Genomic DNA, 17,834 nt, shown 5'->3' with positions numbered 1-17,834 from the left:
CCGATGCCGACTCCAGCCCGCAGTCGTTCTACGCCTTCGAGTCGTCGCCGCCCCGGTCGTTCGTGTCAAGCAACCCGGCCAGCCCGGCAAACGGGTTGTGGGTGGCCGAGGAGGTGCTCGCCGTATTCCCGCTGCCCGGAGTGGCGTCGGTGTAGCGCTGGTGTTCGTTGTCGTGGCAGTACAGGCACAGCAGCTCCCAGTTGCTGCCGTCGGATGGATTGTTGTCGTGGTTGTGGTCGCGGTGGTGCACGGTTAGCTCGCGCAGATTGACGCGGGTGAATTCGCGCCCGCAGCGGCCGCATACCCACGGATACATCTTCAACGCTTGCTCGCGGTAGCCCTGTTCCCGTTCCGCCTGGTCGCGGCGGCTGCGGGCAACCAGGTCGTCGAGGCGGTTGGGGGTCGAGTGGCTCATAGGGCGTTCTCCGAAGGTTGGCTGGGTCCACCGTAGCGCCAGCGCGCGGTGGTGGCCAGAGAAACCCGAGTCAGTGCTTTTCGCGCAGGTACTGCGCCAGGGCGTCGGGCGAGCGTTCGTGGCCCGAGGGGAGGCTTCCTTGGGGGTCCCGCAGCCAGGCGGCGATGTCGTCGAACGTGGTCTCGGCCCCGGTATACCGGGTCAGCATGTGATAGCCCTCGGGGTACAGCGCGGCCCGATGGTCATCGGATCCCTGGGCGCTCAGGGCCTCCAGCAGGCGCGCCAGGGGCAAGGGTGGCACCAGATCGTCGCGCGCTCCGTACAGCGTCAGGCTCGGTGGGGGCAAAGTCGGGCCCGCCTCCAGCGCGTGGGTCATCAGGGTGGTCAGGCCGTCCAGGGCATCGATGCGGGCATCACGCAACACCAGCGGGTCGTCACGCATCTGTTGTAGCACCGCGGGGTCATCGGTGGGGTGGATGTCGAGGTCAGCGGCCATCTCGCCGTCCAGGCGCCAGCCGGGCGCCAGGCGCGCCCCGAGCCACAGGCCGAAGCGCTGATACCAGGGCATGTCGCCACGGCTCCAGACCGCCGGGGCGATCAGGACCGTGCCGGCGACCCGGGGCGATGCAGTGGCGGAATCGGTCGTTTCCTCCATGGCCAGCAGCGCGACAGCGCCGCCCATGCTCTTGCCGATCAGGTAGGGCGTCTGGTCGGGGTAGCGCTCTTGCAGCAGCCGGAGTGCGGTGCGGGCGTCCTCGGCCAGCAGTCGGTGACCGGACCAGTAGCCGGCGTTGCGCGTGGCTCCGAAGCCGCGCTGGTCATAGGCATACACCGCAATGGCGTGCCCGGCCAGCGCCTCGCCCAGCGCCTGCATGCTGCCACCGTGGTCGTTGAAGCCGTGCAGGGCCAGCACAACCCGCTCGGGGGTGTCCGGCCCCCAGCGGTGCAGCGGCAGCCGGTCGCCATCCGTCGTGTGGATCACCTCGGAGGCGATCATCGGGGTGCGGGTCTCCTCACCGGAGGGGCTGGGTGCCGTCCCGGCACAGCCGGCGAGCGCTAGCGCGAGTGTCGGCGCCAGCAGACGCAAGGCCCTGCTAACGAGCATCGGACTCGTCGTCGCCTCCGTTGGTCGTGGTCTGCGCGCCGGGCGGGAACAGGAATTCGCCCGGACGTTCGCGCAGGTGGCGACCATAGGCGCGAACGACGCGGCCAAAGGTGCCGATGCGCACGCCACGGGCACGCAGCGCAACGTACAGCGCGAGCCCGAAGCTGACCCACAGGTTGACCGCCCCGATCAGCAGCACGAACCCCAGAAACAGGACGAACATGCCCAGCCCGGGCGCTTCGCTGGCGGTGACATAGCCGAGGTTGGCCGAGGCAAAGGCGACGTGCTGGATGTCCAGGGGCAGGTTCAGCAGGTAGCCGACATATCCGGTCACTCCCAGAAGCACGCCGAACAGGAAGTTGCCGATCAGTGCACCGTAGTTGTGACCGATCCAGTCGGCCAGGCGGTGGCGCGCCCCGGTCGGCAGCAACCGGCGCAGAAGCGGATGCTCGCGCAGGCGGCCGGGCAGGTCGAGGTAGGCGCAGCGGTTGTCGAAGAAGCCCGCAATCAGGCCGGAGACGAACAGCCAGACTCCGGCGATCGCGGCAAAGAATAGCGCCAGGCCCATGATCGGGTGCAGCCCGTCCACCAGGTAGTCGACCTCGCGACCGGACAGGACTGGAGCGCTGAACAGGCCCGCCGCAAACAGACCGATCAGGATGGCGGTCGGCAGCGCGATGCCCACGTTGCCGAGTACTGCGGCGAACTGCGAACGGCCCACCCGCATCAGGAGATCGGCCATGGTTCGTGGATCGGCTGTGCCGCGTTCGCTTTCCTCGATGGCGGCGGCCAGACGCGCGGCGGTCATTGCCGGCTGCTTGGTGGCCACGGTGAAATGCAGGATGTGGATCAGCACAAAGCCGAGGCCGTAGTTCAGGCTCACCCACAGGGTGTTGACCGCGTGGGACAGTCCCAGGGATTCGATCTGGATCTTGATCAGGGCCATGACCGCGATGATCAGCCCGGCGCCGGCTCCGGAGCGCAGCATCTGGAAGTATTCGCTGCGCGACTGGGTGATGTAGTGCTCGCCGGTGTCGCTGACTTGCTGGGTGATGCTGCGCGAGACCAGCTTGATGTTGTCCTGCCACAGCGCGCGTACACCGTGCTGGCGGGCGCTGATGGTGATGAGTTCGCGGAACACCCCGACCGAGGCTGCGCGCGTGTCGCGGTCCGCGTCCGGCTCCAGCAGGTCCAGTAGCTTGTGAATGCGGCCGAGGGTCTGGTCCAGACGTTCCAGAAGGTGGGTGAGCGACAGGCTGTTGCCATGGGTGATGGCTAGCTGGCGCAGGCGCGCGATCTGCTCGCTGCACTGCTCCAGTAGCACCCGGGCATGGCGGTCATCCATGCGCTCGTGATCGGGGTCTTCCAGCGCGGCTCGGTAGTCGCGCACATAGGCGGAGATCTCGCGCTCCTGGGCGACAAAGGCCGAGTTGTGCTCGGCGATCGACGGGTCCAGGCGCAGCAGTTCCGGTTCCAGTTCTTCCGCGGCCACCCAGATCGACAGCATCTCCAGGGCGTAGAGGATCTCCTCGCGTGCCCGTTGCAGGACCCCGGGGTGTTCCCCGGTCAGGCAGCCCAGGGCCTCCAGCAGGCGCCACCAGGCATCGTCCGGCAGGGCCGCAACCCAGGCGGCGTCATCGGTCTGGTGAAACACGTGATAAAGCACGTCTTTCAGGTCGCGCCGGTCCATTGGGCGCGGATTGATCCGCTCGTAGATCAGCTCCGCGGCCTCGCGGAAGAAACCCTTGCGCGAGAACAGCCCGATCCCGGTGTACAGCGTCAGGTGCCGGGCGTCCTCCAGCCCGTCCTCCAGGCGCTCACGCAGCCGGTCCTGCAGGCGCGGGTTCTCGCCCAGGGCGAGGGTTAACTGCTCAATACGGGAGATCACCGGCGCGACATTGCGCGGGTCTTCCGGGCGCAGCCAGTCCACGAGCTGGCGCAGGGTCTCGGCCAGATCGAGATCGGCGTCTTCCACGCTGGCGAGGAGGTGTTCCGCATCCTGCTTCGGCATGACAATCCCTGTGGCTGCGGGGTTGGCGTTGCATTATACGAGCGTCTTCCCGGGACGTGTGGCCGCCCGAAGGCCGGCCCCTGAAGGCACTCAACGTTGAGCTTGGGGCGCGCTGCGTTCACAATACGTCCTTCAATTCTCCCGCGTGTGCACGCGAGCCCGCCCATTTCGGGGCGGCTTGCATGAGGCGTGCGCGAATTCCCGCGCGGGTTCGGGCCGCGACGCGCGGGAACCATGGGCCGCGGGCCCTGGCCCAGAGCGAATCGATGATCCAGCTGCGCACCTACGTCTACATGGATTCCCTCCAGCCGCAGCTGGCGGAATACATGGCTACGGTCTCCCAGGGCTTCCTGCCCGTTCCGGGAGACTCCTGCCTGTGGGTGGAAGTGTCCCCGGGGATGGCGGTGCACCGCCTGACCGACGTCGCACTGAAGGCGACCAACGTGCACCTCGCGCAGCAGGTGGTGGAGCGCGAATTCGGCTCCATGGTGATTCACCATCGCAGCCAGAGCGAGGTGATCGAGGCCGGCCGGGTGCTGCTGGAGCGTCTCGGTGCCAGCCAGGAGGACCGCCAGCCCTGTCGCATCCCGTGGCAGGAGACCATCCGTGGGATGACCCCGGACCACACCGTGTTGATCAACCGCCAGAACCGCCGCGGGAACATGATCCTGCCGGAACAGAGCATGTTCATCCTCGAGGCGGAACCGGCCGGCTACATCATTTATGCCGCGAACCAGGCACTGAAGGCATCCAATGTTTCGCTGATCGACGTGCGCGCAGTCGGCGCCTTTGGTCGCTTGACCCTCGCGGGACGGGAAGGCGACGTGGACGAGGCGGCGCGTGCGGCGATCCACGCGCTGCACAACCCCGCCGGGACCTGAGATGCATCGCGCCCAGCTGCTGGACCTGCTCGCCCGACACCAGACGACCTTCATCGAGGAGGCCGGCTACGTCCGCCGCGCCCTGGAGTTCGTCAGCGAGCACCCGGACTGCTTCCACTGCGATCTCCTGCCCGCGCATGTAACCGGTTCCGCCTGGGTGGTCAGCCCCGACCGTGAGCAGGCCCTGTTGCTGCTGCACGGCAAGCACCACCGCTGGTTCCAGCCCGGCGGGCATGCCGACGGCCAGGCCGACATCCTGCAGGTGGCTCTGCGCGAGACCCACGAAGAGACTGGCCTCGCCCCCGAGCAGATCCGCCTGGTGGAAGAGGATGTCTTCGATCTCGACATCCACACCATCCCGGCCAGCCCGCATTTCCCGATGCACGAGCACATCGACGTGCGCTTCCTGCTGGAGATCGACGACCGCCTGCCGGTGCCCGGCAGCGACGAGTCGAACGACATCCTCTGGGTGCCGCTGCAGCACGTCTCGCGCTACAACAACTGCCGTTCCCTCTGGCGCATGGTGGAAAAGACCCGCCGTCTACGCACGTTCCGGCATACGCACCCGCGCTGACCCAATCCCTCGGGGCTCTTCCGTGCGGCGTTCCCGCGGGCATGACGGGACGCTATAGTCGCGGTCGGTCCCCTTGATGGATGCCCGCGTGTCGATACGATTCCTGCCGCGCCTGTGCCTGCTGCTGTCTCTGCTTCTGCTGCTTCCGCCGGCGGGTGCCGGAGAGGTTGAATCGCGCACGTTGACAGTGACCGATCCCGCCGGCGTCGACCTGGGCGTCACCGTGTACCCGGCCACTGGCGATCGGCTCTACCTGTGGCTGCTTCCGCAGGCGGGCGAACATACCAACCATGCGCGCTTCGGGCACGAGCTGGCGGCGATGGGCGTGGAGGTCTGGCAGGTCGATCTGCTGGATGCCCATTTCCTCCCGCGCACCAATGAGAGCATGCGCAGCCTGGATGGCGTCAGCGTGGCCGCATTGCTGCGCGCAGCGCACGCGCAGACCGGCAAGCAGGTGATGCTGGTCGCCTCGGGCCGCCCGGCGATCACCGCCCTGCGCGGCCTGCGTCAGTGGCAGGCGGACGGCCCCGAAGCGGCCTACGTACTCGGTGCGGCGCTGGCCTTCCCCAACCTGATGGTCGACACGCCGGTGGCGGGTGCCCCCGCCGAGTTCGTCGATGTGGTGCGCGCCACCAGTCTGCCGGTCTTCCTGCTGCAGCCCGCACAGGGTGTCTATCGCTGGCACCTGGACGACATCCTGACCGACCTGCGCCGCGGCGGCAGTGCGGTGTTCGTGCAGACGGTCCCGGATGTGCGCGATTTCTATTACCTGCGCCGCACCGATCCCGAGCCGGAGGAACAGGCCGCGGCCGAGCGCCTGCCTGCGCAACTGCTGCAGGCGGGCCGGCTCCTGGCCAGCGTCCCGCGCCCGCTGGCGGCCGCGCCGCTGCCGGAGGCCACCCGTGCGATCGAAGTCGGCCGCGGGCTGGTGGAGCGCGATCGTCCACGGCCGGTCGCGGACTTCGCGCTGACCGATCACCTGGGTGACGAGCAGTCGCTGTCCGATTACGACGGCCAGGTGGTGCTGCTGAATTTCTGGGCCAGCTGGTGTCCGCCCTGCGTGCACGAGATCCCGTCGATGAACCGCATGGCCGAGACCCTGGGCGAGGGCTTCGCCATCGTATCGGTCAATTATCAGGAAAGCGCCGAGCACATCACGGCCTTCATGCAAGAGGTGCAGGTGGATTTCCCGGTCCTGATGGACTTCGACGGACGGGTGGCTGCCGATTGGCGCGTTTTTGCCTTCCCCAGTTCGTTCATTCTCGATCGTGACGGCCGCGTGCGCTATTCGGTCAACAGCGCCATCGAATGGGACGACCCCGACGTCATTGCCACCGTAGAGGCCCTGATGGCGGAGCCGAAGTAGCCGGTGGGCTGGCTGTCGGAGTCACCGTTGATTCGCCACCCATCCCGTCATTGCGAGCTCAGCAATCGGGCGGGGCTGAGCCCTTGTCTGGCCGATTGCTTCGCTGCGCTCGCAATGACGAGGTGGACGGCCTCCTGGGCTAGCCGTCGGTCTCGCCCTCGACCGTGGTCAGGCCGAAGGCGTGCCACATCTGCATGCCGCCGCGGTACCACTTGAGGCGCTCGGCCGGGTAGCCGAGGTTGGTCAGGGTGCGGATGTTGGTGGGTGACTGGCCGCACCAGGGGCCGTTGCAGAACAGCACCAGGGTCTTCGCCCGGCTGAAGTCGTAGAAGTCGCCGTCGAAGATTGCGCCGAAGTCTTCGGTCAGCACGTTGCGCACGTCGTCCGGGTTCGCGCCGGAGGCAAAGTGCAGGCGGTCCCAGGGGATGTTGACGGCGCCGGGGATGGTGCCGCGGCGGTATTCGCGCGGGGTGCGCGAATCGATGATCACCAGGTCGTCGTGCTCCGTGGTCTGCTGGAGGTAGTCGATGAACTCCAGCTCGCCCAGGGTCTCGACGCCGGGCCCAAGGCTCATCGGCTGGATACAGAACGGTGGGCAGGGCCGCGCGACCTGTGCATAGTCGAGGTCGATGGTCGCGAAGGTGTCCTGGTCGCGGGTCACCGTTACCAGTTCGTCGCCGTGGCGCACCTCGAACTCGGCCATGTCGGTGGTGATGCCGACCTCTGTTTCCGCGAATGCCGGAACGCTCAGGAACAGGACCGCCGCTGCGAGCAGGTTTGATCGCACTTTTGGTGCGGTAAAGGGTGCTTTCATGGGGGAGGCTCCGCTATGTCTCTCATACCTCGAACGTAGACTCGAACTGCGGCGATTGCGCGAAATAACGCCTGCCCGCGTGGGCATTTCCTGACCCGGTAACGTCCTGCACAAGGGGGCGCGCGATCCATCTGGTGGGGGTGACCGATGATGTACGGACGCCTTGATATTCGGGGGGGCGTGCAGGTCTGGTAGGGTGCGCGCTCGCTCGCGCGGGGCAGGTGCGCACAGGATTGCGTCCAGAGGAAGGAAGGTGTTTGTGTTGCGAGGGATGCGTACGTTTTGGGTGGCCGGCATTGCGCTGGTGGCCACCGGGTGTTCCATCACCCAGTCGATCGAGCCGCTGGATGCGGTGGATGTCAGCCTGGTCTGCGTGCTCGACAACCCCGAGATCCACATGGCTGGATTTCAGCCCGAGATGCGCGAACGTGTACATTGATCAGTGTTTCCCTAGTGGACGAACTGTTCGCGCAAGTGAATGCCGTGGAGTTGATCCGCGGAGGCGAACAGGCGGATCAGGGACGCGATGAAGACTCCGACGGCCGTTCGGTCGAGGCGCGACTGGAAGAGCTGGATCGCTTGCACGACCGGGGGCTGATTACCGAAGCGGCCTACGAGGAGCGTCTGCGCGCCATCCTGGCGGATCTTTAGCACACCCCGCGCGGCGCCGCGCCCTTTCCGGGCCGCTATGCGTCGTCGTCCAGCAGGTCGCGGATCTGGTCGATCACGCCGGGTTCGGTCCATTCGATGGCGCCGAACAGGTAGTAGCGCAGGCGGCCCTTGCGGTCGACGACGTAGCTGGTGGGGTAGGCCATCGCGCGCCAGTCGTCGAGGGAGTCCTGTTCCGGATCGAGGAGGATGGTGAACTCGGTCTGCACCTCGTCCTCGATGAAGCGGCGGATAGTGTCCTTGTCCTCTCCCAGGTTCACCGCCAGGATGCGAAAGCCTTCGTCGCGCAGTTCGTCCTCCAGCAGTTGCATGGACGGCATCTCGTGCACGCAGGGCGGGCACCAGCTGGCCCAGAAATTGATCAGCACCACCTCGCCGCGATAGTCCTCCAGTCGATGGATATCCCCCGCCAGGTCGGGCCGCTCCAGCGGCGGGGCCGCCACGGGTTCATCCAGGGCGTTGAGCTGTGCGTCGGTGCCGCTTGGGGTGCGTACCGTCAGGTCCGTGTCCGCTTCGGCCACGGCGGGCGTCCGTTGGTGAGGCAGCCGCGTCAGCAGGTCCATGGCGAAGATCATCTCGCGGTGGAAGGTCTCGCTGGCGAGCCGCTCGGCTTCTGTCGCATCGGGGCGGAAGAAGAAGCGGTCGCGGATCCCGGGAAGCAGCCGCGCACCCACCGCGCTACTGCCCTCGGTCAGCCCGCTGCGAATCCGCCCGAGATGCTGGCGCTGGGGCGACTGGGCCGGTTGCAGGATGTACACCGGCAGATTAGTCAGCCGGACGATGGGTTGTAGTTCGGCCTCATCGGTATCCACCCCGGTATGCAGAAAGGGGCTGGTCATCAGCAGTCCGGCCAGGTAGTCGGCCTCGGGGTGGGCTTGTTGCCACTGGTACAGGCCGGTGAGCAGCCAGGGCAGGGCACGGTCATGCCCGAAGGCATAGACCGGTCGTCCGGTATCGGTGTGGGTTGCCTCGATCAGGTCCGTCACCGTGGCGGTGGGCATGTCGTCGAAGCTGGATGCCGCCTCGGGCAGGAAGTGGCCGGTGAACGGATCGACCAGCCAGGTCTCGACCCCGGCCGCCTGCAGCGCCAGCGCCTGTTGTCGATGGCCGTCCTGCAGGCCGTGTTCGGAAGGAAACCACAAAAGCACGGCGTCGCCATCGGCGCGATAGCGTTCCACCGGGATCTCGGCCCCGCCGGCCTCGATCGAAGCGGCGGCGTCGACTGCGCCCGTCGGGCCGTTCGCCTCCTGCGCCGGTGCGGCGAACGGCATCATCAGCAGGGCCGCGAGGGCAAACAGGCGTACGAGAATGCGGTGTGTCATGGAAACCTTGGTGAAGGGGCTCGGGAATAGACGCGCGAGAGCTTGATATTGCTCCACGGGTCTCCTGCGGGGTGTCAGGATTGTGTTCGCAGTCGGGGATTCCGGTCCCTACAACACGGGCATGCCTGCAACGGGTATGGGTTCGGCGGGGGCGATGATGATGCGGTCACGTCCGCCGTCCTTCGCGGCGTACAGGGCCTGGTCGGCGCGTCCCAGCAGCGAGTCCATGGTGTCGCCGGGGTGGAAGCTGGCGATCCCGGCCGAGCAGGTCTGGCCGTTGGGCATCGCGGTGCGCAGGCGCTCCAGCACGCGGCGGGCCTGCTGCGCATCAATGTGCGGGAATACCACCACGAACTCCTCGCCGCCAAAACGTGCCAGCAGGTCCGTGGGCCGCAGGATGGGGCGCCAGGCATCCACCATTTCCTGCAGCAGGGCATCGCCGGCTGCATGGCCGTGGGAATCGTTGAAGCGCTTGAAGTGGTCAATATCCAGGAATGCGAGGTTGAGCGGGCCCTGGGTGCGTTCGGCGCGGGCGATCTCGCGGGTTAACTGTTCTTCCAGGTGGCGACGATTGCCGGCCCCGGTCAGCGGGTCGGTACGCGAGAGGTTCTCCAGGCGCTTGGCCTGGTGCTGGGTCTCGCGCAGCAATCCAGCCATGCGGTACAACACCAGCAGGAACAGCAGGATGGAGGCGATCGCCGCAACGCGAATGATCTCCATCTCGCTGCCCGCCGTGAACAGGATCACCATCGGCACCAGGACGGACGCGGCGCCCAGCACGAGCAGACGCCGGCCGGAGAGTTCGGCGTGCGAGGTGTGCGCGCGCGGTTCGATCTTCGCGGAAGGGTGCCATGCGGCCGCCATGATCAGGGAATAGGCAATCAGCCAGAAGGCATCGGTGAGTCCGCCCGCGGTGTACCAGCCGGTGGAGTTGCCGTGGGCGTAGAGCAGGTCGGCCGTCAGATAGGCGAGCATCCCCAGGAGGAGGAAGCTGTGGGCCGTGATGCCGGTTCGGTGGAGGAACACCAGGCGCAGGACCAGGGGCAGCAGGACCAGGTCGGCGACCGGATAGCCCGTGGATACCAGCAGTTGCAGCCAGGTCAGGTCGGGGTCGTAGGTGTAGGGTGCGATCAGCAGGGCCCATCCGAGCACTGCGGCCGAGATTCCCACGATCAGGGCATCCACAAACGCGCCGTCGTCGCGTGCGGTCTGGCTTCCCAGTTGCCACAGCGCCATGGCAAACAGCGGGTATACCGACAGGTAGAAGATATCCGCGGCCGACGGGAAGGGTTCCAGGCCCTGCAGGTCCAGCCAGTACCAGATGCCGTGCCCGATCGCCGCCAGCGTCAGTGCGGTGGCGATCAGGCCCCAGGCGGTCGCGCCGAATGGCCTCGGCCGGCGCAGTACGGCGATGCCGACAGCGAGGGCAGCGCTTGCGGTGCCCAGCACGTAGAGACTGCTGGCCAGCAGGCCATAGGGCAGGGCCACATAGGTTGCGGTCAGCAGGAGGCCAATGCCCAGGAGGACCTGCCAGGTATCCGGCCGAACGGCCCGGGCGCCGCGATGGTTTCCCCCGTCAGCGCAGTGCGTGTCGTCGTGCTGGATACTGGCCCATTTCCCCATGGACAATATGGTGACAGACCGATTGCGGGTTGTCCCGTTTCGGCATGCCTCTTGAGCCGCTCAGCCGGGCGCCACGGGCTACAAATAGCCGGTGACGCCCGTGTGAGGTCAGGTTACAGGCCGATCAGTTCGGCGTGGACACCGGTGGCGGTTACCGTGTCCAGCAGCTTGCGGCTGTCGACCCGTTCCGGATCGTACTCCACCACCATCAGGTGGGGCCGTTCATCGTGACTGGAGGCGGCCATGACGCCGGGGAGTTCACGCAGGGTGTCCTGTATGCGCTCGCGGGCCGCGTGGTCGGTGTTTTCGTCGATGTGGATGGTGACATCCGCCATGTGATTGCTCATTGGGGGTTCCTTCGGCTGCTGGGCCGTGTGCCTTTACCCTGAATATAGACACTGTACGGGGTGGCTCAAGCGGAGGCCTGGCCGGCGGCGGAACAGGGGGCTATGGTGGAGGGATGGACGCAAAAAGGAGAATCACGATGCGAGCGATCTGGCTGGGACTGGTCCTTGCCGCGGCAGGTAGTACCGCGCAGGCCGAAGAACTGACGGGCGACACGCTGCTGGACGCCGCCAACGCCGAGATCACCAACATCGACAAGGAGGGCCTGCAGGAGTGGATCGCCAGCGAGCCGGACCATGTCGTGATCGACGTGCGCACCCGCACCGAGATCGAGCACACCGGCGGGCAGATCCGGTCCAGCGAGACGCTCAATATCCCGCGTGGCTGGATCGAGTTCGAGGTGCCCGGCGAGATCCCGGACAAGGACACCCCGATCGTCGTCTATTGCGGTCAGAACCTGCGTAGCGTGGCCGCCGCGCAGACCCTGCAGCAGATGGGCTACACCAACGTGCAGAACTACCCCGGCGGCTTCTTCGAGTGGCAGGACGCGGGCCTGCCACTGTACGTGCTGGACAAGGCACGCGACTCGTTCCTTTATGACCGGCCGCAGGAGGTGACCGATGGCGTTTGGTCCGCGATCGGCGCGACCCAGCCCTCCACCTACGAGAACTCCGGCCACAACAACAACCTGTCGTTCATCATCACCGAGGACGGTGTGGTGGTGATGAACGCCGGCGACAACTACCTGCTGGCGAAATCACTGCACGAGGAGATCCGGAAGCTTACCGACCAGCCAGTGAAATACGTGGTGCTGGAGAACGCCCAGGGCCATGCCATGCTCGGCATGACCTACTGGCAGGAGCAGGGCGCCACGGTGATCGCGCACAAGGATGCCTGGCGCGAGATCGAGGCCAACGGCCAGGCCAGCCTGGAGGGTGCGCCCAACCGCACCCGTGACAAGGCGTTCATGACCGAGCTGGGTACGCCGGATGTGACCTTCGCCACGCGCCTCGACCTGGACATGGGCGGCGAGACCATCCAGATCCGCTACCTCGGACCGGGCCATGCCCCGGGCGATATCGCCATCTGGGCGCCCGCGCGCAAGGCGCTGATTACCGGCGACCTGGCCTTTCACCAGCGCATGCTCCCGATCTTCGATTACACCGATACCGCCGGCTGGATCGAGACCTGGCATGAACTGGAGGCCCTGGATGCCGACTACATCATCCCGGGCCACGGTGAGCCGGTGAATGACTTCGACGTGCTGCGCCGCTACACCCACGACTACCTCGTGCATCTGCGCGAGGAGGTCCAGCGCATCCTCGACGAGGGCGGCACGCTGAACGATGCCTACAACATCGACCAGTCCGCCTACCGCCACCTGGACACCTACGGCGAGCTGCACCGCCAGAACGCCGGCCGCGTCTTCCGCACCATGGAGTTCGAGGACTTCTGAACCGGAATCCGGGTGCGGTGACCCGGTCATTGCGAGCGCAGCGAAGCCATCTTCATCCATAACCCGGGCCGCCCATCCGCGGCCCGCCCCCCTCCAGGGTATTGATCGGGCCTGTGCAGCGCATGGGCTCGATCGTTTTTCCGCGATGTCTCGTGGCCGGCGTATGGCGTTTCGCATATGTTCGCGCTAGATTAGAACGAACGTTCGGTTCGGTTGTGATGATGACGGAAAACCCAAAGCAATCGGTGCGCGGTGCGGCACTGCGCAAGCTCGTGCTGGATACCGCCCTGGAGCGGTTCAGTCGCGATGGCTATTTCAATACCTCCATCCATGACATCCGTCGCCAGGCCGGGGTCTCCATTGGCTCGATCTATCACCACTTCGGCAACAAGGAGGCGCTGGCCAAGGCGCTGTACGACGACCTGCTGCAGCGCATGGACGCCGGCCTGGCCGAAGTGATGGGGCGCGAGAGTGACTGCCGTGCGCGCTGCGACGGAATCATCGCGTTCCTGTTCGAGGCCGCGATCGAGGCCCCCCAGGCCATGCGTTTCGTGCTGGAGGCGCGCCACCGCGAGTTTCTCCCGGACGAGCCGCCGGTGTGTTCTTCGCAACCGTTCCAGCGGATGCGCGAGTGCATCGAGCGGGGCATTCAGAGCGGCGACGTTCGCCCGATGGAGGTGCCCGTAGCCGCCACCGCCGCGTTCGGTGGCGCAATCCGCCTGCTGCATTTACACCTCGACGGGGCTCTGGAGAGACCCCTGCCGCACTACCTGTCCGAGACCCAGGAGGCCGCCTGGCGCGCCATCGTCATGCCCCCCCCCGGACAACCCGTACCCCGCTTCCACCCCTAAGGAGAGTCCCCTATGAAAATCGTCGCTTCCTTGTTCCTGCTGTTTGCCCTGTCCCTGTCTGCCTTGAGCGTCCAGGCCGATGCTCCCACCGATGCTCGGGCCCTGGAGGGTGTTGAGCAGGGTCGGGTGGTGTTCGACCTGAATAACAATGATCCGGAGATGCTGGCGCTGTACCTGATGGTGATTCGCGAGACCTTTGAAGACCTGACCGATCAAGGTGTCGAGCCGGATATGATTCTGGCGTTTCGCGGGCGGGCCGTGACCATGGTGTCCGAGGACCGCGAACGCTTCGATCTGACCGAGTTCGACCACCTCGACGCCATCGAGGAGCACGTGGCTGCGTTGAAGGAGAAGGGCGTTCGCATGGAGTCCTGTGCCGTGGCCACCCGCCTGTTCGGGGTCGAACATGGCGAGCTGCTGCCCGGCATCGAACCGGTGCGCAACACCTTCGTCTCCCTGACCGGCTATCAGGCGCAGGGTTACGCGGTCATCCCGATCTACTGAGTCCGATTGATTCAGGCACCGAGTCCGGGCACGAGAGATCCGGACCTAAACCACGAAAGGAGGAGTATCCATGCGAAACCGAATAGTGATCCTGCTGGTGGCCCTGCTGCTGCCGCTCGGGCTGGGCTCGACGGCCACCGCCGAGGGCCTGGACAACCGCGAGGCAACCCAGGGCATCGAGACCATGCGAGCGGTCTACGACATGCGCAAGTCCGACCCGAACGTGATGCTCGCCTATTTGCGTGGCATCGCCACCAACCACGAGAACCTCATCAAGGAGGGCGTGGAGCCCGATCTGCGCATGGTCTTCATCGCCGAGGCCGTCAAGTTCATCACCACCGACCCCGAGCCCGAGATCGCTATCGACCACGGCGACACCCTGGAAGAGATCGCCAAGGCCGTCGACCGCCTCGATGAGCTGGGCGTGAAGATGGAGGTCTGCGCCGCTGCGACCCGCGCCTACGGGGTGGACAACGACAAGGTGCTGGACGCGATCCAGCAGGTCCGCAGTGGGTTCATCGCCGTCATGGGGTACCAGAACCAGGGCTACGCACTGGTCCCCGTCTACTAGGAAAACGCTGACCAGCGTCTTCCTGGGTTCCCGCCGACCCCACACGGGTCATGTCTTGTCGCCGCAGGGATGCGGCGATTTTTTTGTCCTGCAAAGGGGCGTTGACATGGCCGCCAATCTGCGTGGATTGATCATTGCCTTCCTGGTGGATGGCGTCTCTATCCGTATGGATCGGCGCCGTTCATTCGAACTCCGCCGTTTTCTATTACCATAAAACTCCAATGTTTGGCGTTGCCCCGCAGGGAAACCTTGCAGGCGGGGTAGGGTCCGACATCCGCGTGATGCCGAAAGGCACCCTACGTAGAGATGATTTCGCCCCGTTGGCGGCCCCGGATGATCGACCGGGGACGGTGGCGGCCCCTTCGACGAGACGAGATCAATGCCATGACCAGCGGTCGAGATCTGCTTGATGGGCTGGCCCACCTGACGGGCATACGCAATGCCCAGCGCTTGGAATATAGTCTGCTCAAGACGCTGGACGACATCTACGAAAGTGCCCGTATATGGGCGATTCAGCTCGATGCAGAAGGCCAGCCCCGCAGCCTGCATACCTTTGATCGCAAGCACGATGCCGTGATGACGGTGCCGTTCGACCCCAAGGACCAGCCGGTCCCTGATGGGTTGCTGGAGCAGGCGTTGGCAACCGGTCAGCCGGTTGCCGAGGCCGATGTGTCCGGTCGTCGGGTCTCGGTCTTTCCGATGTCCGGGCTCAACGAGTTCAGTATCTGCCTGGTGTTTTCATTCGATGACGACGATGCTGACGAGTCCCTGGATGCCCGCCTGGTCAAGAGCTTCCTTTCGGTGTATCGCAACTTCGTCAAGCTGATTGATGACGCCCAGACCGATGAGCTGACCGGTCTGCTCAACCGCAAGACGTTCGACGACAATTTTCGCGATCTCGCGACCCTGGAACGTAGTGTCCACCGGCCGGGGCTGGCGGAGGATCGTCGCCGGGAGCCCGATCCGGAAGAAACGCAGATCTGGCTGGGTGTGATCGATGTCGACGACTTCAAGAAGATCAACGACGGTTTCGGTCACGTGTATGGCGACGAGGTACTAATTCTGCTCGCGCGGCTGTTGCAGAAGAGCTTTCGCGAAAACGACCTGATCTATCGTTTTGGTGGGGAGGAGTTCGTGGTGCTGGCCGAGATCGCCGGTGCCGACCGGGCCGCCGCCACCTTCGAACGGCTGCAGCACGCGGTTGCCGATTATGTAGTGCCGCGAGTCGGCCGGGTCACAACGAGCATCGGCGTGACCCAGTTGCGCCCGTACAAGACGGCCAGCGCCGTACTGGACGAGGCCGATCAGGCCTTGTATTACGCCAAGGCAAACGGCAAGAACCGGGTCTGTATGTACGACCGCCTGGTCGCCGAAGGCATGATTAAGCCCTCCAGGATTGACGTGGGCGAGATCGAACTGTTCTGACCACGCCGCTCGGTGCAGCCCCGCAACTAGGGGCTCGGGCGGCTTGGTCGGATGGAACGGCCGCTGGCGGTACCCCCGACCCGCGAGACCCCGGTAAATACGATTCAATGGTCTCCTGCGTACGGGGGTGCCCCAGGTTTCCCTAGCCGCGGGCGAGGCGGCGGTTGAGCGCGTAGACCGACAGCGGTGCGAAGACCAGCGCGATCGCCAGCGCCCAGGCGAGCGACCACAAGGCCGGTTCAAGGGCCGGACCCTCGGCGTTCATCAGGCCGCGGGCGGCATCTGCCAGCAGCGACACCGGGTTGGCCTGCACGAAGCCCTGCAGCCACACGGGCATCGTATCCACCGGCACGAAGGCCGAGCTGACGAAGGTGACCGGGAACAGCGCGGTAAAGCCGAACAGCTGCACGTGCTCCGGGTCGCGTGCGATGACGCCGACCAGCACCATCACCCAGGAAAAGGCCACGGCAAAGGTCAGCACCAGCGCCACCATCGCCAGTAGATGGGCCCATGAAGTCTCGAGGCGAAAGCCCAGCAGGAATCCGACGACCAGCAACAGGGCAATGCACAGCAGCTGCTTGACCACGTCCGCCAGGATGCGCCCGGCCAGCGGCGCCCAGCGCGGGATGGGCAGGGCGCGAAAGCGGTCGAACACGCCGCGGGTCAGGTCGGTGTTCAGGCCGTGGCCCACGTACACGGTAACGAACAGCATGTTCATCACGATCACACCTGGCAGCACGAACGCCAGGTAGTTCTCTGGCGAGCCGGCAATAGCCCCGCCGAATACGAACAGGAACAGCACCAGAAACAGGATCGGCTGGATGCTGTAGTCGCCCAGCTCCCAGGGGTTGCGCCGCACCTGCACCAGGCTGCGCCAGGCCAGCGCCAGGGTCTGATCGAGGGCCTTCATGGCGTGGCCTCCGCGTTGCCCGACTCTTCGCGGCTGGCCCCGCTGCGCCCGGTCAGGGACAGGAACACATCATCCAGACTGGCGCCGCGCAGCCCCAGCTCCGCGACCTCGATGCCGGCGGCGTCCAGCTCTCGCAACAATGCGGGCAGCAGGGCCGGGTCCGACACCGGTACGCTGATCGTTTCGCCCTCCACACGGGGCGGGGTGCCCACCATCGCGGCGACCCGCTCGCCCGCCGCCGCGGCCTGTTCCGCGCGGGCTACCATCAGGAACAGCGAGCGTCCGCCGACCCGGGCCTTCAGCTGTGCGGCGGTGCCTTCGGCGATCACGCGTCCGTGGTCCAGTACCACGATGGCATCGGCCAGGGCGTCGGCTTCCTCCAGGTACTGGGTGGTCAGCAGCACGGTTGTGCCGTCGGTCTGCAGTTGGCGGACACGCTCCCACAGGTCGCGGCGGGCCCGGGGGTCGAGGCCAGTGGAGGGCTCGTCGAGGAACAGGATGCGCGGGCGCCCGACCAGGCTGGCGGCCAGATCCAGCCGGCGCCGCATCCCGCCGGAGTAGGTCTGGGCCGGGCGCTGGCCGGCCTCGCGCAGGTCGAAATCCTGCAACAATTCATCGGCGCGGGCCCTGGCGTCACGGCGTTTCAGGCCCAGCAGGCGGCCGATCAGGATCAGGTTCTCCCGTCCGGTCAGCTTCTCGTCCACCGAGGCGTACTGGCCGGTCAGGCCGATGATCTCGCGCACCCGAGCGCCGTCGCGAGCCACATCGAAGCCGCCTACACGGGCGACCCCGGCGGTGGGCGTCAGCAGGGTGGCGAGCATACGCACCACGGTTGTCTTGCCGGCGCCGTTTGGCCCCAGCAGGCCCAGTACGTGGCCGGCCGGCACCCGCAGATCCACGCCGTCCACGGCCCGCGTGCCGCCAAAGTCGCGCACCAGGCCTTCCACTTCGATGGCGTTGTCCAAACTCGTCTCCCTGTTCGATGCCCTTGC

At 66.0% G+C, this 17,834-nt stretch carries 19 protein-coding genes; 10 read left to right on the top strand and 9 right to left on the bottom strand.

What is annotated here, in order from left to right; genetic code table 11:
- Positions 1–28: 28 nt before the first annotated feature.
- From D579_RS0104925 to D579_RS0104915, 3 genes are all read right to left on the bottom strand, one after another.
- On the bottom strand, positions 29–415 hold the full coding sequence (locus tag D579_RS0104925) for a YajD family HNH nuclease (RefSeq protein WP_018146206.1): 387 nt from the start codon (positions 413–415) through the stop codon (positions 29–31).
- A gap of 70 nt (positions 416–485) precedes the next feature.
- A complete protein-coding gene (locus D579_RS0104920) occupies positions 486–1,520 on the bottom strand; it encodes an alpha/beta fold hydrolase (RefSeq protein WP_038038264.1) in 1,035 nt (344 codons plus the stop codon).
- Complete coding sequence (locus D579_RS0104915) at positions 1,510–3,531, bottom strand: site-specific recombinase (protein WP_018937939.1); 2,022 nt, start codon at positions 3,529–3,531, stop codon at positions 1,510–1,512. Before D579_RS0104915 ends, D579_RS0104920 begins: the two co-directional genes overlap by 11 nt.
- A 266-nt stretch (positions 3,532–3,797) precedes the next feature.
- Here D579_RS0104915 and D579_RS0104910 point away from each other — a divergent pair, with 266 nt between their 5' ends.
- From D579_RS0104910 to D579_RS0104900, 3 genes are all read left to right on the top strand, one after another.
- Positions 3,798–4,412 carry a BMC domain-containing protein gene (locus D579_RS0104910; RefSeq protein ID WP_018937938.1) on the top strand — a complete coding sequence of 205 codons (615 nt, stop codon included), beginning with the start codon at positions 3,798–3,800 and terminating at the stop codon, positions 4,410–4,412.
- 1 nt (position 4,413) lies between these two features.
- Positions 4,414–4,986, top strand: coding sequence for an NUDIX hydrolase (locus tag D579_RS0104905; protein WP_018146202.1), 573 nt, complete (start codon positions 4,414–4,416; stop codon positions 4,984–4,986).
- A 76-nt stretch (positions 4,987–5,062) separates the two neighbouring features.
- On the top strand, positions 5,063–6,352 hold the full coding sequence (locus D579_RS0104900; protein ID WP_018951283.1) for a TlpA disulfide reductase family protein: 1,290 nt from the start codon (positions 5,063–5,065) through the stop codon (positions 6,350–6,352).
- 139 nt (positions 6,353–6,491) lie between these two features.
- Here D579_RS0104900 and D579_RS0104895 read toward each other — a convergent pair whose 3' ends face one another.
- Positions 6,492–7,166, bottom strand: coding sequence for a rhodanese-like domain-containing protein (locus tag D579_RS0104895; protein WP_019628467.1), 675 nt, complete (start codon positions 7,164–7,166; stop codon positions 6,492–6,494).
- Positions 7,167–7,437: 271 nt separating this feature from the next.
- Here D579_RS0104895 and D579_RS15295 point away from each other — a divergent pair, with 271 nt between their 5' ends.
- The gene (locus D579_RS15295; RefSeq protein WP_018951281.1) at positions 7,438–7,605 is read left to right on the top strand and encodes a hypothetical protein; all 168 of its coding nucleotides are present in this window, start codon (positions 7,438–7,440) and stop codon (positions 7,603–7,605) included.
- A gap of 14 nt (positions 7,606–7,619) precedes the next feature.
- Entirely contained in the window at positions 7,620–7,817 is a 198-nt protein-coding gene (locus D579_RS15290; RefSeq protein WP_018951280.1) for an SHOCT domain-containing protein, read from the top strand.
- 35 nt (positions 7,818–7,852) lie between these two features.
- Here D579_RS15290 and D579_RS0104885 read toward each other — a convergent pair whose 3' ends face one another.
- From D579_RS0104885 to D579_RS0104875, 3 genes are all read right to left on the bottom strand, one after another.
- Positions 7,853–9,157 carry a TlpA disulfide reductase family protein gene (locus D579_RS0104885; protein WP_018937935.1) on the bottom strand — a complete coding sequence of 435 codons (1,305 nt, stop codon included), beginning with the start codon at positions 9,155–9,157 and terminating at the stop codon, positions 7,853–7,855.
- Positions 9,158–9,265: 108 nt separating this feature from the next.
- Positions 9,266–10,780, bottom strand: coding sequence for a GGDEF domain-containing protein (locus D579_RS0104880; RefSeq protein WP_018951279.1), 1,515 nt, complete (start codon positions 10,778–10,780; stop codon positions 9,266–9,268).
- A 113-nt stretch (positions 10,781–10,893) separates the two neighbouring features.
- Positions 10,894–11,127: a hypothetical protein gene (locus tag D579_RS0104875; protein ID WP_018146192.1), complete on the bottom strand. Its 234-nt coding sequence runs from the start codon at positions 11,125–11,127 to the stop codon at positions 10,894–10,896.
- 137 nt (positions 11,128–11,264) lie between these two features.
- Between D579_RS0104875 and D579_RS0104870 the strand changes: the two genes are divergently transcribed.
- From D579_RS0104870 to D579_RS0104850, 5 genes are all read left to right on the top strand, one after another.
- Positions 11,265–12,581 (top strand): rhodanese-like domain-containing protein, encoded by a 1,317-nt coding sequence (locus D579_RS0104870; RefSeq protein WP_018937933.1) that lies wholly within the window; start codon positions 11,265–11,267, stop codon positions 12,579–12,581.
- Between the two features lie 221 nt (positions 12,582–12,802).
- Positions 12,803–13,432, top strand: coding sequence for a TetR/AcrR family transcriptional regulator (locus D579_RS0104865; protein ID WP_026287925.1), 630 nt, complete (start codon positions 12,803–12,805; stop codon positions 13,430–13,432).
- A 12-nt stretch (positions 13,433–13,444) separates the two neighbouring features.
- Positions 13,445–13,936 (top strand): DsrE family protein, encoded by a 492-nt coding sequence (locus D579_RS0104860; RefSeq protein ID WP_018937931.1) that lies wholly within the window; start codon positions 13,445–13,447, stop codon positions 13,934–13,936.
- Between the two features lie 70 nt (positions 13,937–14,006).
- On the top strand, positions 14,007–14,507 hold the full coding sequence (locus D579_RS0104855) for a DsrE family protein (protein WP_026289443.1): 501 nt from the start codon (positions 14,007–14,009) through the stop codon (positions 14,505–14,507).
- A 384-nt stretch (positions 14,508–14,891) separates the two neighbouring features.
- Positions 14,892–15,932: a GGDEF domain-containing protein gene (locus tag D579_RS0104850; protein ID WP_018951277.1), complete on the top strand. Its 1,041-nt coding sequence runs from the start codon at positions 14,892–14,894 to the stop codon at positions 15,930–15,932.
- 142 nt (positions 15,933–16,074) lie between these two features.
- Here D579_RS0104850 and D579_RS0104845 read toward each other — a convergent pair whose 3' ends face one another.
- Together D579_RS0104845 and D579_RS0104840 are read right to left on the bottom strand one after the other, a co-directional pair.
- The gene (locus D579_RS0104845; protein WP_018951276.1) at positions 16,075–16,842 is read right to left on the bottom strand and encodes an ABC transporter permease; all 768 of its coding nucleotides are present in this window, start codon (positions 16,840–16,842) and stop codon (positions 16,075–16,077) included.
- The gene (locus D579_RS0104840) at positions 16,839–17,807 is read right to left on the bottom strand and encodes a daunorubicin resistance protein DrrA family ABC transporter ATP-binding protein (RefSeq protein WP_018951275.1); all 969 of its coding nucleotides are present in this window, start codon (positions 17,805–17,807) and stop codon (positions 16,839–16,841) included. The genes D579_RS0104845 and D579_RS0104840 overlap by 4 nt, the downstream gene beginning before the upstream one ends.
- Between the last annotated feature and the right edge of the window lie 27 nt (positions 17,808–17,834).

It is taken from the genome of Thioalkalivibrio sp. AKL12 (genome assembly GCF_000377925.1).
Classification (GTDB): Bacteria; Pseudomonadota; Gammaproteobacteria; order Ectothiorhodospirales; family Ectothiorhodospiraceae; genus Thioalkalivibrio; species Thioalkalivibrio versutus.
This window is presented reverse-complemented; position numbering and strand designations above follow the sequence as displayed.

What these genes read in the sequence shown, in the direction of transcription:
- D579_RS0104925 (WP_018146206.1), bottom strand. Translation starts at nt 415, where the DNA reads ATGAGCCACTCGACCCCCAACCGCCTCGACGACCTGGTTGCCCGCAGC.
- D579_RS0104920 (WP_038038264.1), bottom strand. Translation starts at nt 1,520, where the DNA reads ATGCTCGTTAGCAGGGCCTTGCGTCTGCTGGCGCCGACACTCGCGCTA.
- D579_RS0104915 (WP_018937939.1), bottom strand. Translation starts at nt 3,531, where the DNA reads ATGCCGAAGCAGGATGCGGAACACCTCCTCGCCAGCGTGGAAGACGCC.
- D579_RS0104910 (WP_018937938.1), top strand. Translation starts at nt 3,798, where the DNA reads ATGATCCAGCTGCGCACCTACGTCTACATGGATTCCCTCCAGCCGCAG.
- D579_RS0104905 (WP_018146202.1), top strand. Translation starts at nt 4,414, where the DNA reads ATGCATCGCGCCCAGCTGCTGGACCTGCTCGCCCGACACCAGACGACC.
- D579_RS0104900 (WP_018951283.1), top strand. Translation starts at nt 5,063, where the DNA reads ATGGATGCCCGCGTGTCGATACGATTCCTGCCGCGCCTGTGCCTGCTG.
- D579_RS0104895 (WP_019628467.1), bottom strand. Translation starts at nt 7,166, where the DNA reads ATGAAAGCACCCTTTACCGCACCAAAAGTGCGATCAAACCTGCTCGCA.
- D579_RS15295 (WP_018951281.1), top strand. Translation starts at nt 7,438, where the DNA reads ATGCGTACGTTTTGGGTGGCCGGCATTGCGCTGGTGGCCACCGGGTGT.
- D579_RS0104885 (WP_018937935.1), bottom strand. Translation starts at nt 9,157, where the DNA reads ATGACACACCGCATTCTCGTACGCCTGTTTGCCCTCGCGGCCCTGCTG.
- D579_RS0104880 (WP_018951279.1), bottom strand. Translation starts at nt 10,780, where the DNA reads ATGGGGAAATGGGCCAGTATCCAGCACGACGACACGCACTGCGCTGAC.
- D579_RS0104875 (WP_018146192.1), bottom strand. Translation starts at nt 11,127, where the DNA reads ATGAGCAATCACATGGCGGATGTCACCATCCACATCGACGAAAACACC.
- D579_RS0104870 (WP_018937933.1), top strand. Translation starts at nt 11,265, where the DNA reads ATGCGAGCGATCTGGCTGGGACTGGTCCTTGCCGCGGCAGGTAGTACC.
- D579_RS0104865 (WP_026287925.1), top strand. Translation starts at nt 12,803, where the DNA reads ATGACGGAAAACCCAAAGCAATCGGTGCGCGGTGCGGCACTGCGCAAG.
- D579_RS0104860 (WP_018937931.1), top strand. Translation starts at nt 13,445, where the DNA reads ATGAAAATCGTCGCTTCCTTGTTCCTGCTGTTTGCCCTGTCCCTGTCT.
- D579_RS0104855 (WP_026289443.1), top strand. Translation starts at nt 14,007, where the DNA reads ATGCGAAACCGAATAGTGATCCTGCTGGTGGCCCTGCTGCTGCCGCTC.
- D579_RS0104850 (WP_018951277.1), top strand. Translation starts at nt 14,892, where the DNA reads ATGACCAGCGGTCGAGATCTGCTTGATGGGCTGGCCCACCTGACGGGC.
- D579_RS0104845 (WP_018951276.1), bottom strand. Translation starts at nt 16,842, where the DNA reads ATGAAGGCCCTCGATCAGACCCTGGCGCTGGCCTGGCGCAGCCTGGTG.